Here is a 14579-nt window from a genome sequence, read left to right on the forward strand (position 1 = left end):
AAAGTGTGGTATAATAGTCAGTGATTTTATAGATATTGTATGAGGAAATTTCTGTGAAAAACATAAAAAATCGATTCAATGAAGTACTGCAAACTCGACTTGGGTTTATCCTAAGTCTGGTTCTTCTATACTGGGTAAAAACCTTGGTTGCCTACGCAACGAATTTTAAACTAGATACAGAAGGATTTTACCAGAACTTCATTGCCTTCATCAATCCTTTGCCGCTGGCGCTCCTGCTCATCGGACTGGCCCTCTATATCAAGAATACAAAGACTTTCTACCGAGTTTCGAGCACCATCTACTTTTTACTCTTCATTTGGCTATTTTCAAACGCCATCTACTACCGTGAATTTTCGGATTATATTTCAATTTCGACAATTATGGCTAGTAAGAGTGTAGCAGGAGGCTTGGGAGAATCCGCCTTTAAATTGTTCACTCCCTGGGATATTCTTTACTTTAGTGACTTTTTCTACTTCTTCTACCTAAAATTTAAGAAAAAATTTGTCATGGACCAACGTCCCTTCAACAAACGGGCTAGCTTTGCTGTGACAGCTCTGTCTACCATGCTTTTTTCAGCCAATCTATTCTTAGCTGAAATCGACCGACCTGAACTCCTAACCCGTGGTTTCTCTAATACCTACATTGTACGGGGGCTTGGTTTGCCTGCCTTTCTAGCCTACAATGCCAATCAAACCTACAACGCTCACAAGGACCGCTCTGAAGCAACTGCAGATGACTTGGTCAAAGTACAAGAGTATGTCAAAGCCAACTATGCTGCGCCAAATCCAAATCTGTTTGGTATTGCTAAAGGACGCAATGTCATCTATCTGCATTTGGAAAGCTTCCAACAGTTTCTAATTGACTACAAATTAAAAGTCAACAACTCTGAGTACGAGGTAACACCTTTCCTCAACTCTCTCTACCATTCATCTGAAACATTTGCTTTCTCTAACTTCTTCCACCAAGTCAAGGCCGGAAAAACATCTGACGCCGAGACAACCATGGAAAATTCACTTTTCGGTCTTTCCCAAGGTTCCTACATGGTGCAATACGGTGGTAGCAATACTGCCCAAGCTGCACCACACATCCTAAATCAAGAAGGCGGCTATACTTCTGCAGTCTTTCACGGGAACTCTGCAACCTTCTGGAACCGCAATAACACCTACAAACAATGGGGCTACAATTACTTCTTCGATTCGTCCTATTTCCGAAAACAAACCGAAGACAACTCCTTCCAATATGGACTAAACGACAAAAACATGTTTGCTGACTCCATTCAATACTTGGAGCAAATGCAACAACCCTTCTACACCAAATTTATCACGGTGTCCAACCATTATCCCTACATGTCCAACCTCAAAGGTGACGAACTCGGCTTCCCATTTGCAGAGACGCCTGACGAGACTATCAATGGATATTTTGCTACCGCTAACTACCTAGACTCTTCTGTCAAGTCCTTCTTTGACTATCTAAAAGCAGTCGGAATCTACAACAATTCCATCATTGTTCTTTACGGTGACCATTACGGAATCTCTAATTCCCGTAACACCGAACTCGCTCCTCTTCTTGGAAAAGATGCGGAGACTTGGACGGATTATGACAATATGATGCTTCAACGTGTTCCATATATGGTCGTCGTACCAGGTATGAAACAAGGAAAAATCATCGATACCTATGGTGGTGATGTAGACAACCTTCCAACCCTTGAGCACTTACTTGGTATTGATTCAAGTAAATACATCCAAGTTGGACAAGACTTGCTCTCACCACAGCACAAACAAGTCGTTGCAACGCGTACATCTGGTGCTTTTATAACACCGAAGTTCACTAGTACTGGTGGAAAAGTCTACTATACTGAAACAGGTCAAGAAATCACAAATCCAGATGAATCGACCAAAAAAGAAATAGAAGCCTCTAAAGCAGCAGCTGATGCCCAATTGGCCGCAAGCGATGCTGTCCAAACAGGTGACCTACTTCGCTTCTTGAACAACGGCTTACCAACTGTTGATACAAGCACCTTCAGCTACAAAGACTCAATGGATGCCCTAGAAGCTATCCGAGATAAATTAGCTGATAAATCAACTAGCATCTACAGTAAGCATGGTGAAAAAACTACGGCAGAGTTCTACAAATCGCCAAGTTACAAGGATCTTCATCCGGATAGCTCAACGACAAGCAGCTCTTCTACCTCCCAAAAGTAAAGGAATGAAAATATTCAGTCACCCTACGTAAAACTGCTAATTCTAAAAAAAGAATGAACCTAGGACTAAGCTCAGGTTCATTCTTTTTTTATCTATTTTAATATGCAAAATATAAAAAGAACCTTGGTCAAGACCTAGGTTCCGTTATTTATTGCTTTATCAGCTTATTTAGCCAAAGCTGCTTTTGCTGCATCAGCAAGTGCTGAGAATGCTGCAGCATCGTTCACAGCCAAGTCAGCAAGCATTTTACGGTTTACATCGATTTCAGCTTTTTTCAAGCCGTTCATCAATTTAGAGTATGACAAACCGTTCATACGAGCAGCCGCGTTGATACGAGTGATCCACAATTTACGGAAATCACGTTTTTTCTGACGACGGTCACGGTATGCATAGTAGTAAGAGTTCATTACTTGTTCTTTCGCAGTGCGGAACAAGAGATGTTTTGAACCGTAGTAACCTTTAGCTAATTTTAAAATACGTTTACGACGTTTGCGTGAAACAACGCCACCTTTAACACGTGCCATTTATTTATCCTCCGAATAATTCTCTAATTTCAAGTCTTGTCTTATTTAAGACGAGTAAGCATAGCTTTGATACGTTTGAAGTCACCAGCATGTACCATACCTGCTTTACGAAGGTGACGACGTTGTTTTTTAGTCTTACCGTGGAAACGGTGTGATGTGAAGGCGCGGAAGCGTTTCAAGCCACCAGAACCTGTACGTTTGAAACGTTTAGCTGATGCGCGGTGAGTTTTTTGTTTTGGCATGATTTTTCTCCTTTAGCTTTCTAAGCTTATTTTTTTTCTGAAATTGGGGCAAGTTGCATGAACATTTGACGTCCATCCATCTTAGCACGTTGCTCGATAATAGCAACATCTTGTGTTGCTTCAGCAAACTCAGCCAAGACTTTCGCTCCAACTTCTTTGTGCGTAATCATCCGACCTTTAAATCGAATAGATACTTTTACCTTGTTTCCTTTTTCAAGGAACTTACGGGCATTGCGAAGTTTCGTATCAAAGTCGCCTTTATCAATCGTTGGACTCAAGCGAACTTCTTTCACAGTAACAACAGTTTGTTTTTTCCGTTGTTCTTTCTGTTTCTTCTGATACTCAAATTTGAACTTCCCATAGTCCATAATCTTCGCAACAGGTGGTTTAGCTTGCGGTTGGATCAGAACCAAGTCAACGTTAGCAGCGTCGGCCAATGCTTGTGCTTCATTGAGCGGTTTGATGCCTAACTGTTCACCCTCGATACCGATAAGACGAACTTCACGCACACGAATTTCATCATTGATGAACAAATCTTGCTTTGCTATGGTATTCACCTCTTTATATTTTTTTCGAGAAAAACGAAACGGACTTGCTCACAAGTCCGTCCCTACATTATCATTTCAAAAGAAATTGTAACCGTAGAGCCAGACAACGTTAGTCGCAAGGCGAGAAGCTCTCACTTCTGCTTTTCTCATTGTTACTAGTATACCAGTAGATACACTACTTGTCAAGAATTTCTTTTGCTTTTTCTGAAATAAATTGAACAACACCGTCGATAGAAACACCTGTCGTGTCAAATGTAATAGAATCCTCGGCAGGTTTCAATGGTGAAACTTCGCGGTGGCTATCTTTAAAGTCACGCGCCACGATTTCTTCTTTCAATGTTTCCAAGTCAGTTAGGATTCCCTTTTCTTGATTTTCCTTAAAGCGGCGTAGCGCACGCTCCTCCACAGAAGCAACCAAGAAAATCTTCAACTCTGCATCCGGCAAAACAACTGTTCCAATATCACGACCATCCATGACAATGCCACCCTCAGCAGCAATCCGACGTTGTTGTGCCACCAATTCTTCACGAATTTCTGGGATCGCCGATACCCACGAAACGTTATTGGTCACAACATTTTGTCGAATGGCCAAGCTGACATCGCAATCCCCTAGAAAGACAAGGGCAGTGCCATCAGCTGCTTTTCCAAAACTGATTGGATGATTGGCTAATTCAGCTAATATTTTCGGTACGTCTTGATTGGTCAGTCCATTTTTCAGAGCCAAATAAGTCGCACAACGGTACATCGCACCTGTATCAAGATAGGTATATCCAAAATCTTTCGCAATGATTTTAGCAACCGTACTTTTCCCACTTGATGCTGGGCCGTCAATCGCAATTTGAATAGATTTCATGATTCTCCTTACTTGATACGAACGATATCACCGGGGTTGGCAAACCATGAACCCGTTGACATTTTGTCTGGATTGAGACTCTCTAATTGAGCCATGGAAATACCTGCACGGGCTGCGATAGAAGCTTCCCCTTCACCAGCATTAACCGTCAAAGTTGAACCATCGGTAGCGGCAACTGTTGTAGAGCTTGTGCTTGTTTGTTCGTTAGAGGCTTCTGTACTACTTTCTTCAGTTGTTGTCGAAGTAGATGATGAACTGCTACTACTTGATGAGCTCGCACTCGCGGACTTACTTGTATTGTAAAATTCTTGGCTCGAATTTGTCTTGCTACCTCCGCTCGAAAGGTAGACAGATAGGGCAATAATCGCCACAACGAGAACAATAAAGATACTCATTAAAATGGTAAAAATGGTTGTGCTCGCTTTTTTACGGCCACTACGGCTGCGACGTGATGATTCGCTACTATCAGCAGTTTCGTAAATTTCTTCGTTCCATGGTTCTTGTGACATTTGACTGTTTCTCCTTGTGTTTTCTATAAATCTTGATTACAATAGCAGTATGAAAGTTAAATTATTACCTGAAAAATGTATCGCTTGCGGACTCTGCCAAACCTATTCACCAGTATTTGATTACGATGATGATGGAATCGTCCTGTTTTCCGACAGTTCTGAACTTGAAAAAACATTTCCAGACGATACCGATATTTTATTAGCTAGCAAATCCTGCCCGACAAAGGCTATTATTGCAGACTAGTCTTTTTGAGCGTAATATTCTTCAAAATAATCTTGCTTGATGAGATGGTCTGATAACTCTACCTCTCCACCAAAATGTGGATTTAAAGCCAAGGCATTGACAAAGTATTTTTTAGGCCATTTTCTCATGTAGAAAATTTTTCCATTCGGATATTGACGACAAAACAATTCAATCGACAAATAGGTCACCGACACCTTTTCAATCTCTTTAATAGGGATTTTTTTTATGGCAAAAAGGTTGACCGAAGCAATTTCCAAATTCTCATCTTCAATAACAAAATAGCGATGAAGACCAACTAAAGCCAGTAGGACAAAGATGCCAAACAGACCTAATATCGAGCGCGATAACTGTAACTTTTCAAAAAGCATAGAAAGCCCAATAAAAAAAAGTGACAGCGCTGCTGACCAGTAAATAATGGACCAGGACAACTCCGGTTGCCAATGATAGCGTACTTTACCAAATATTTTTATCATGGTCTTCCTCCTCCTTATTATTTTAGCATAAAGAGGGGGATTTTTCCATGTAATTTTTTTAAAACGGGAAAAAGAAAAAGCTAGATAAACTAGCTTTTATCCTACAAACTGGATAATACTTGATACAATTCCATAAGCATTGTCCCAATCCTGAAGTGGCGTTAGACCAGTTACCGTTCCATCAATGATAATCCGACCTGTGTTGCCTTGGGCAACGATGCCTGGATTTGTACGAAATTCATGAGTTCCCCAGCCTTTATTTGCTTGATAGACGCCATTTGTTTTAAGTTTGATATTTGAGAAGACGGCATTGATACTATCACCGTTCTTACGTCCAGAACCTTCTACTCGTAAAGCAATATCTGTACGGTTAGCCATCGCCGCATTTCTACCTTGAGCGACTACTGCTCCATTGATATAAGCTGCATAGCTACCATCGCGTTGAACAGCTAGCATCAAGTGGTAGGTTGTTCCCTTGTTTTGAGCATAAAGTCCAGTCCATTGGTAAGCTTATCCACCTGCGGTATTGTTGCCAATATTTTCCACCATAAACGATGTTTTCCCTGTATGAGGTGCACGCGCTGCTACATCATATTGCAAACCGAAACTAATGCCTGAAACTGGGCTAACTGCTAAGATTTTTGCATGGTAGCCGGTACCGCTTCCCGATACAGAAACATCTGCTTCTAGCGTATACTGTGAACCTGTGTTTTCGATGTTACTTGCACCAGATGGAAGTGCTTCATAATATTGAGTACGAATTGGCACACCTACTCGTATCGCATTTAATTTAATACCTTCTTGTCTCCAACCATGACTTGGTAATACATTGTATTCATTGGTGTCCGTTGTCAAATGGTGTAGCCCACGAAGTGCTTTATTGTAAACACGATAGATCGCCACATTCCCACCTGAGTAGAATACCGGACGACCTCCATTATCTGTTTTCCAGCCATGCTTACTCGTCAAAACAGCAACTTCATTGGTATCGATTGTATAGAGGTGATTTTGCAATCTTGGATTATAGAGACGATAGACAGGTGCTCCTTGACCTGCATCTGGTGCATGCCATGATTCGCCTTCATAGCCCCATCCGTGTTGTCGGAAAAGAACTTCTTTTTCATTGGCATCAGCTGTATAGAGGTGCTCACCATTTATGCGATTGTACAAACGATAAATCGTGGTATCTGCATGCACACCTACTGAAACTAGTGTGGAAAGACCTACTAGAATGCCGATCAGTAATTTTTTGAATGAATCCTTTTTCATATTTTCTCCTCAGAACTGTCCCCCTTTGTTCTTCTATAGAGCCGATCTACTCCCAATGCCGCTAGTGGTAACAACATATAAATATAGGGGTAAACATACTGACTTTTCGTCTCCCATATCAGATGGAAAAGAAAACCTGCTGAAAGGTAGGTTAGAATAACAAGTACGATTGTTACTCCCTGTCGCTGACGCATTACCTCTCCAACCCCTACTATACTACATATGTAAATTACAGTCAATAGCCCAGCCGAATAAAGATAGATATTTTTCCAGATAGCTCCACCTTTATAAAGAGAGGCCATCGTCTCGCCCTCTACCTTTTGCCCTTCTACTTTCGAGCGAGGTAATGGACCAGACCAGACTGACTGGAATAAACTATCCGTCCATGTCGATAAAAATTTATTTTTAAAAAATTGTATTGTATATAGCGGATTTTGTCTCATATATTGGATCCGCTCTTTTATTTTTTGCTGACTAGCTCGCTTGATAGCCTTCGCATTCCCTTGATGTTCAGTGTAAACTGTTTCTAGGTAAGCGTCATACCAGCCAGGAATACGATTGTAGATAGGATTATCATCCAGTCCCATCGCAACCCAAGCAATCTTAGGCTCTCCCTCCAAAGTTACGCCAGTCTGAGCTTGGTAAGAATACGTTACTAATTTACTTGCTCCCATTGGTACTATTAACACTGTCGCTGCCACAATCAGACTTTTTGCATAGTGATTTTGAAGATAATCTAAAAAAAGAACAACAACAATTGACAGCAATAACAACAAATTATTGCTGCGGAGAAGATAAGCTACTGTAACACTGATAAGCGCTAAGCCGACCGATACAAGGCGACGATGCTGAAAATAGGATTGTAAAAATAGAAGACCAAGCAAAGCAAAGAGTATGCTATAGGTCAATCCATAGACAAATAAAATATAAAAAATCTGTGGTAAAAATAAGAATGAAAGAATCACTGTTATCTTGCCAACTCTTGTCTTTGGAAATTGTCGTTTTGCCAATAGATAAAGCAAATAATTATCTGCTAATGCAAACAGTAAATTGATATAGAAGAAGACTTGAGTATTGGCTTGACCAAATACCGCTAGTACTCCGCGCTCAAATGTTACTAAGCCCAATTGATGAGGATATTTGAAAATATAGCCATTCAATGATGTTAAAGGAGAAAATTCATTTCGATTAACTGCTCTTGCTACTTCTAGAACTGCAAGTGCATCATGCCGCGGAAGGTTATTTTGATGAAAAATCAAAAAGAGCCCAACTACCGCGTAAAAAATGAAGCCTCCAATAAGTAGATGGGACGCATCTAATTCCAATAAAAAATGAATTAGAACCCAAAGTAAGAGAGCAAAAACTACAAGACCCGCCCAAAAAATCAAGCCATTTTTCTGGATAACGGCCAATTCAGAACCATCCATTGGCAACTGAGTACGGTAAAAGATAGATGCTAGGGACAAGAGCGATAACAGACACAAAGACCAAATCAGTAGGCTATTACCTAAAAATTTACCTAGGTGTTTCATACGATATTTTCCCCCAGACTAGATTGAGGACGTCTATATTTTTCCTGAAATACAAAAATAAATAGGATGACAAACAGAAAACTCATATACATTAAGAAATAGGTACGCTTCCCAGATGCAAATATCGTTGGAGAAAAACCAATCATCAAACGCGTGCACACACCGATGCCCATTAACAAAATAGCGAATAGTGACTTCATCTTATCGGTGAACAAGAAATATAAAATTCCGATCATGCAGAGGGAGCCAATAGCAAAGACAAATATGGTTGCAGGGAGGAAAACTCCTTTTGACGCAGCTACGTCTGCCTGATGACGGAAAATCAGTACTTCTCGACTTGGATTCCAGTTCTTTAAGACAATAAAGAGAGGGAAAATGGTAAAGAAAGCAGCAAGTTTCTTTCTAAGTAGAAGGCAGGTGATAAGTAAACATACCAACAAAACTAGAAAAGGAAGATTGGCTTCAAAGAACAAGGTATTCATCGTGTCGCTGATTCCTAGTTTCAATTTTGTAAGAAGTGACATCTGACTAAAATTTGGGAAAAATCGCTTAATTTCTGCAGCTGTTCGAACTTTGTTCCCGGGTGATACCAAGATATTGACAAAACTAAGAACAGATAAGACTAACGGAATCAATGCGAAGCGAACTTTAGAAGTGTTCTTCTCGTAAAACATGAAATACAGGCTCCACAGAACTAAACTCCCTAGGATGACACAGGCTAATTGTTCTTGGTTTGCCGCGTAGAGCAAACAAATCAAGCTGAAAACATAGAGATTCCGACTTAACTTCTCCCCTCGAAAACGTTTTGCAAATGTATAGGCAAGAAGCAAGAAAGCGGAATAAGGGATGATGTAGTTGGTCGTGGTCGCAATCCAGCCAGCGTCTTTATAGACTTCCATTGGAATGACCCACATGAAGGCATAGGACAAGAGTAATGTCCGATAATCCACTTTATGAAGTGGTTGAAAAATCAGACTCGGTACGATGCTCGCTATACTGAAGGCAAAGGCTGTCACACATTTCCATAAAAAAGGAAACTGAACAAGGAATACCAAGACTGCCTCAATTAAGGTCCGCGAAGTCCATAATTCATACCGTTTTACTGAAAAATTGATGACATCATAATGGTACAATTTCTGTATGCGATGCAAAAACCAGGCGTCATCATTCTTATACTCAAATTTCATCATAAAAAAATAGAACAGCCAGGAAAACAAGATTAGCCCCATTGTCACCAAAGCTTTTTTATTTAGTTTTTCTATTCTCATGTATTCTCCAATATTATTCATTATACTTTCTTAAAAGTTATTAAAAAAGAGGAGGGTTGTCAACGCCTCCTCGCTCTATTCTAGGGTTTTTGAGGTAGCTGAGTTTTTGCTGCAAAATACTGGTCCAACAATGTTCGAACCGTTTGCTCATTCGTTTCAGATAAACTGCTAATTGCTGCATGGTCTGTACTCAACAGATAGGCATTGTCATAAAATACCGTATCAAATGAGTTATTGTTTTCCTTATAGAAGAACAATGATTGACCCAAGAAGTAGTTTGGTGCGCTAATATCTAAATAATCCAGAACAGTTGGTGCCATGCTGAGAGAGTTGCGTCCCTCAACATCTCGATCATAGTCCAACACTCCCTTATGGTAGATAAAGAGTGGCATACGGTCAACATCCGAGTTAACACGAGGATAATCTGGGTAAGCCTGAGTAAAGTCTTTATCTTGGAAAGTTGAATGATCAGCTGTAAAGACCAAAATCGTATTTTCAGACAACCCGCTTTCGTCAAATTTCTTCAAGAAATTATTGAAATGGTAGTCAAAATTGTAAAATCGATCTAATAAATCCAGACTGCCATCTCCAAAACTCTTGTCCGCTGTATCAAAGCTCATGTGTGTTCCGTAGGTATACATGGCTGTAAAGAACGGTTGTTCTGATTTGCTTTTCTGCGAAATGGTCTTATAAAGGACATCAAAAGCTGTCTTATCTGTCAAGCTACCATTCACACCATCAGCCTTAGAAGCATCATTGATCAGCTCTTGGAAATTCAAGCTCTCTAAGTAAGTTGTAAATTGTGTGTTTGCAGGCTCAGTATTGATAAAGGTCGTTTGGTAACCTTGATCTGCCAAAATATCTTGCATGGAAATAAGACTATTTGAATCATAGTTATTTAACTGATATCCTGAATACAATTGCCCAATCAATCCACGATAAGTCGCAAAAGTGTGATTGTAATAATTTGTGAAATTCAATGATTTGGCTTGTAATTCCTTCAAATGCGGCATCACATTACGCTCATCATCAATGATATTCTGAGACAGCCCTTCTGCAAAAATCAAGACGACATTTGGTTGGTCAGGCAAGCTATCAGGTTTTTCGATGGAAGACTTGATTTCTGGTTTATAGAATTTCTTCGTCTGGTCTGGTTGATCCGCTATCGCAGCCATTTGTTGCTGGTACACGCGGGCATCTAATCCTAAACGATAAACCGCAAAAATAGGCGAATAACTATTGCCGTATAAAGCTGTCATTGCCAACTCCAACAATAATACCGTTGACAAAATCCAACTTGTCCGTACAAGCTTAAATTCCAATCGTGAAACTGGCAAGAAGGTGAAGACGAGCAAGGCTAGAACTCCAACTCCAATAGCCAGGGCATTTCCTTTGAGTGATTCTAAGGATTCCAAATTTGTAAGCATGACCAAGGTCGTAAAGGAACGACCAAAGAACATGACTAAATTTTGGGCATTGTATAAAAACAGCAAGACAATATTGAATAAATAAGCTGCAATATTAGTCCATTTCTTATCTACTTTTAGTAGCGCATTTGTCATCATAGCAATGATAACAAGCTCTAGCAAGCCTACAATTAAAAATCGTTTTCCTCCATTTGACGTGTAGGCTAGACATAGGAGGATAAATGAAAAGATATACTTACTGATGGTCAGTAGAAATCCTTTTCTATTTTCAAAAAATTTCAATTCATTTTGCTCCTTAATCGTTTTAAAATATATTTTATCGCACGCGCTGGTCCGATGAAAATATATTTAGCTGCGCCTTTGATACCTCCTAAGTGGTCAAAGTTGACATAGGTATGAGGAAGCGCATCTCCTCTTTCATTGAGCAATTTGTTGTCAATGAAGGCTGTTAATGGGACTGGGTTTGGAGCAATGCGGAAGTCGTACTGCTTAGCCCATCCAATATAAATCAAAAGACGTTCGATAGCATGAAGAATGGAATTTTGTGGCAGAGGTTCTGCTGGCACATCCTCATCCGTCAAGTTCAGATCAAAAAGAGGCTTGAGGGCGTCATACTTGAACCAAACATAGGTTCCGTAGGACATGACAAAGGTGTGCAAGGCATTAAAATCGATAGTTTTCTGCAAGCCCATCTGCTCCCACAAGTCATTCATAGCTGGAGCGATTTGATTTTCATTGTAGGCATCCACAATTTTATTGTAGCGGAAGAAGGTCGGAATATCGGCAATCACCATTCCCAAACTATCTTCTTGGATAAGGTTTGCCAAAATATTATCTGCTGGTACAATCAACATCTCAATCAATTCTTTCCGCCAAGACTCGCCGGCCCAAAAATCTGCTTCCTTGGACTTCTTGGTATGGAAATGACCAACGAAATCATAGTCCTGCAACTGCTCTTTCAATTTCAGCATGGGCAAGACATCCCGACCGATATTTCCTGTGACAAAAATCTGGGCCGGACGATTGTTTTCGTCCAAAATTGCTTGAATAGCCTCTTCTTTTTGAGCCACATCTGTCGTGATAAATAAATCATAGTCAAAATGAAAATGACCAAAAGCATCTAAAAACTCCTGCAACAGATCCACATAGAAAACATGTAGATGAACAGCAACCTTTTGACCTGAAAAATCTGCTTGAGCTGGTTTTAAGTACTTGCGCCCCAAGAGATATTTGAAGTCTGGATAATTGATATTGGACATGTGTGTCACAATCAAATCAACTGGGTAATCTGAACAACGGTCAATTTCATCCAAAATATATGGCGTGATATGCTGATTGGCATCAATTGTCTTGACCTTGATAAACGGAACTTTGTGCTTCAAAATCGCCGTTGGATTGTAGTAAGAGAAGTCTGGATGCAACATCCCCGTTGTATCCAAATCAACTGTATCCAATACCGTCTTGTACTTGAATCCCGCATCTGTCAAAACTGTTGTCACACGTGTTTCATAGTTGTCGATAACATCTTGTACATTTGTAAAGTTTTGGAGATTCATCCAAAAATCCTGGAAGGCTTGAGACTGAATAACGGAATTTGAAAAAGAAAGATAGTAACTTTGGATGTGCTCACGAAATTGTGAATTGGCTCTGAAATTGGTCATTCCCCAGAAATCCACTTCAGGGTCATTTTCAAAACGTTGATAAACCTCATTCATATCCCACAAGGGGCCAAAACAGGTATCGTTCATGAGCGTTACGGAATCATATTCTTTGAGAGTATCAAAACCAATGACATTCATCCCATCTCGCCATGCCGCAAAGTCAAATCCAACATTTTCACGGCGGACGCAGTCATCAATCAATTGACGCTCCCGCAATCCCGACTCCACATCTGCAGCCAGCTCACTATTTGAGATAAAAATAACCTTTGAAAATAGTGGTCGCATTTGTTCCAGTTGGTAGGTGACATGCGCACTAAGTGAATTGAATTTATTGAAATGCACATATAAGAGTAGGCGCTTCATTACTTTCTCCTAAAGAAATTGATTATTTTTGTTGGAATGGTCCAACGACGGGAATGAGTGACGGCATTATAGAGAAGGGTCACTTCTTCTAAGTCTACTTGTTGCTTCTCTACCAATGATCGAAGTTGTGACAATTCTTGGATGGTCGCAACTTTTTCGTGTGTCAAATCATGAACCAAGAGTTTTTCATTGGCCCAACCTTGTGCCAATACTTTAGCAAGATAATCGTCCGAGTAGAGATTATTGAGTTCAGCCACTTCATACGACAAGGTGAAATCACGGCCATACATCTCCGTATCGATTTCATAAATCATCTGTGGGTCTGGGCTTGGGAAAATGACATTCCCACTCAAGACACTTCCATTCATGTACTGAGGAAGCAGACGCGTTTGAGTAGAGTCAGCTTGCAATTTTACGAATGAATAAAAACTAGGGCGTTCAGACAAGTCAATCCGAATACGATGGCAATTGTCTGGCAAGTGGATAGCTACTTTCCCATTTTTCTCTAATGGTACTTGTAAAATCTCCTCTTGATTAAAGCCTTTGTCATCACAATCAAAATAAATAGTCACCCGCTCAAAACCAAGTTGTTCCAAACCAGCCGCTTGCTGTGTCAGAGTCAATTCATAGTTGTTGTTGCGCTCCAATAAAATCCGTAACATCTCACGGTAATCACTGGTCGGATACTTGTCGAGATAATCATTTTGCGTTTCCAAGAGCTTGTTAAAGCGATGTTCTAACTTTTGAAAATCTTTGGGGCGCGAGTCAGAGCCTTGGTTGATCCGATAAGCCACTGTTGCTTCTGGAAGATAGGCCAATGTCGTTCGTTGGAACAGGTCCATCTGCAGATTAAAAGTGTCGTCAGACGTTGTCAGATCTAGTTGACTATTGACTTCCAGCATCAATTGACGCTCGACAAGCCAAGTGGAAGCCATAGTAAAACCACGAGTTGCTAACATCTTCTCAAAGGTATCTGCTAATGGAATCGTCCCATTTTGGAAACCAGCAGCTGAAACAAAGTTGCCATTTTCATCATAGATATCAAAATCTGTATTGGACCACTTAGCACCCGTTTCCTGCAACAAAGTCAATTGTTTCTGTAATTTGTGAGGGTCCAACCAGAAGTCATCCCCATCACAGCGCGCAATGTAATGGCCTCTTGCTTCCTGACAAATCGCAACCCAAGTCTTGGAAATTCCTTGATTTTCCTCATTTAGAAATACACGAACTTGCTCAGGATGAGACTGCGCAACCTCTTGAATAATCTGTACCGAATGATCCGTTGAGGCATCGTCCACAATCAGCACTTCAAATAGAAAATCCGTTTCTTGTGCAAGAAGACTCCCTAGAGTCTGCTGCAACCACGGCGCCTTATTGTAGACTGTACAAATAATAGAAACAAGTGGAGTTTCTGTCATAAAAACCTCTTCCATTCAAACGAGTTCCAACTGAATTGGCCACTCTT

15 protein-coding genes and 1 other annotated feature are annotated in these 14579 nt (G+C 40.4%); of the genes, 2 read left to right on the top strand and 13 right to left on the bottom strand.

Annotated elements, in window-relative coordinates; genetic code table 11:
* Positions 1–53: 53 nt before the first annotated feature.
* Positions 54–2201: an LTA synthase family protein gene (locus tag ABID27_RS02735; RefSeq protein WP_354280080.1), complete on the top strand. Its 2148-nt coding sequence runs from the start codon at positions 54–56 to the stop codon at positions 2199–2201.
* Positions 2202–2365: 164 nt separating this feature from the next.
* Here ABID27_RS02735 and rplT read toward each other — a convergent pair whose 3' ends face one another.
* From rplT to ABID27_RS02760, 5 genes are all read right to left on the bottom strand, one after another.
* Positions 2366–2725 (bottom strand): 50S ribosomal protein L20, encoded by a 360-nt coding sequence (gene rplT / locus ABID27_RS02740; RefSeq protein ID WP_253363954.1) that lies wholly within the window; start codon positions 2723–2725, stop codon positions 2366–2368.
* Positions 2726–2766: 41 nt separating this feature from the next.
* A complete protein-coding gene (rpmI, locus tag ABID27_RS02745; protein ID WP_222347870.1) occupies positions 2767–2967 on the bottom strand; it encodes a 50S ribosomal protein L35 in 201 nt (66 codons plus the stop codon).
* A gap of 26 nt (positions 2968–2993) precedes the next feature.
* Positions 2994–3524 (bottom strand): translation initiation factor IF-3, encoded by a 531-nt coding sequence (gene infC, locus ABID27_RS02750; protein WP_222347872.1) that lies wholly within the window; start codon positions 3522–3524, stop codon positions 2994–2996.
* Positions 3525–3539: 15 nt separating this feature from the next.
* Positions 3540–3664 (bottom strand) — a sequence feature (ribosomal protein L20 leader region).
* Positions 3665–3690: 26 nt separating this feature from the next.
* The gene (cmk, locus tag ABID27_RS02755; RefSeq protein ID WP_354280083.1) at positions 3691–4368 is read right to left on the bottom strand and encodes a (d)CMP kinase; all 678 of its coding nucleotides are present in this window, start codon (positions 4366–4368) and stop codon (positions 3691–3693) included.
* A gap of 8 nt (positions 4369–4376) precedes the next feature.
* The gene (locus ABID27_RS02760) at positions 4377–4877 is read right to left on the bottom strand and encodes an SAG1386/EF1546 family surface-associated protein (RefSeq protein ID WP_253363949.1); all 501 of its coding nucleotides are present in this window, start codon (positions 4875–4877) and stop codon (positions 4377–4379) included.
* A 49-nt stretch (positions 4878–4926) separates the two neighbouring features.
* Between ABID27_RS02760 and ABID27_RS02765 the strand changes: the two genes are divergently transcribed.
* Positions 4927–5121, top strand: coding sequence for a ferredoxin (locus ABID27_RS02765; protein WP_253363947.1), 195 nt, complete (start codon positions 4927–4929; stop codon positions 5119–5121).
* Here ABID27_RS02765 and ABID27_RS02770 read toward each other — a convergent pair.
* The 8 genes from ABID27_RS02770 to ABID27_RS02805 all read right to left on the bottom strand — a co-directional run bounded on the left by ABID27_RS02770 (position 5118) and on the right by ABID27_RS02805 (position 14532).
* Positions 5118–5594: an EbsA family protein gene (locus tag ABID27_RS02770; RefSeq protein ID WP_253363945.1), complete on the bottom strand. Its 477-nt coding sequence runs from the start codon at positions 5592–5594 to the stop codon at positions 5118–5120. The two genes, ABID27_RS02765 and ABID27_RS02770, sit on opposite strands and share 4 nt — an antisense overlap.
* A 96-nt stretch (positions 5595–5690) precedes the next feature.
* On the bottom strand, positions 5691–6050 hold the full coding sequence (locus tag ABID27_RS02775; protein WP_354280086.1) for a hypothetical protein: 360 nt from the start codon (positions 6048–6050) through the stop codon (positions 5691–5693).
* A gap of 54 nt (positions 6051–6104) precedes the next feature.
* On the bottom strand, positions 6105–6863 hold the full coding sequence (locus ABID27_RS02780) for a hypothetical protein (RefSeq protein WP_354280088.1): 759 nt from the start codon (positions 6861–6863) through the stop codon (positions 6105–6107).
* On the bottom strand, positions 6860–8395 hold the full coding sequence (locus tag ABID27_RS02785) for a glycosyltransferase family protein (protein WP_253363940.1): 1536 nt from the start codon (positions 8393–8395) through the stop codon (positions 6860–6862). Before ABID27_RS02785 ends, ABID27_RS02780 begins: the two co-directional genes overlap by 4 nt.
* Positions 8392–9663, bottom strand: a complete 1272-nt coding sequence (locus tag ABID27_RS02790; protein ID WP_354280090.1) for a hypothetical protein — start codon at positions 9661–9663, stop codon at positions 8392–8394. Before ABID27_RS02790 ends, ABID27_RS02785 begins: the two co-directional genes overlap by 4 nt.
* Before the next feature lie 80 nt (positions 9664–9743).
* The gene (locus ABID27_RS02795; RefSeq protein WP_354280092.1) at positions 9744–11372 is read right to left on the bottom strand and encodes an LTA synthase family protein; all 1629 of its coding nucleotides are present in this window, start codon (positions 11370–11372) and stop codon (positions 9744–9746) included.
* The gene (locus ABID27_RS02800; RefSeq protein ID WP_354280094.1) at positions 11369–13114 is read right to left on the bottom strand and encodes a rhamnan synthesis F family protein; all 1746 of its coding nucleotides are present in this window, start codon (positions 13112–13114) and stop codon (positions 11369–11371) included. The genes ABID27_RS02795 and ABID27_RS02800 overlap by 4 nt, the downstream gene beginning before the upstream one ends.
* Positions 13114–14532, bottom strand: coding sequence for a glycosyltransferase (locus ABID27_RS02805; protein WP_253363932.1), 1419 nt, complete (start codon positions 14530–14532; stop codon positions 13114–13116). The genes ABID27_RS02800 and ABID27_RS02805 overlap by 1 nt, the downstream gene beginning before the upstream one ends.
* Between the last annotated feature and the right edge of the window lie 47 nt (positions 14533–14579).

The organism is Streptococcus gallinaceus (assembly GCF_040545695.1).
GTDB lineage: Bacteria > Bacillota > Bacilli > Lactobacillales > Streptococcaceae > Streptococcus > Streptococcus gallinaceus.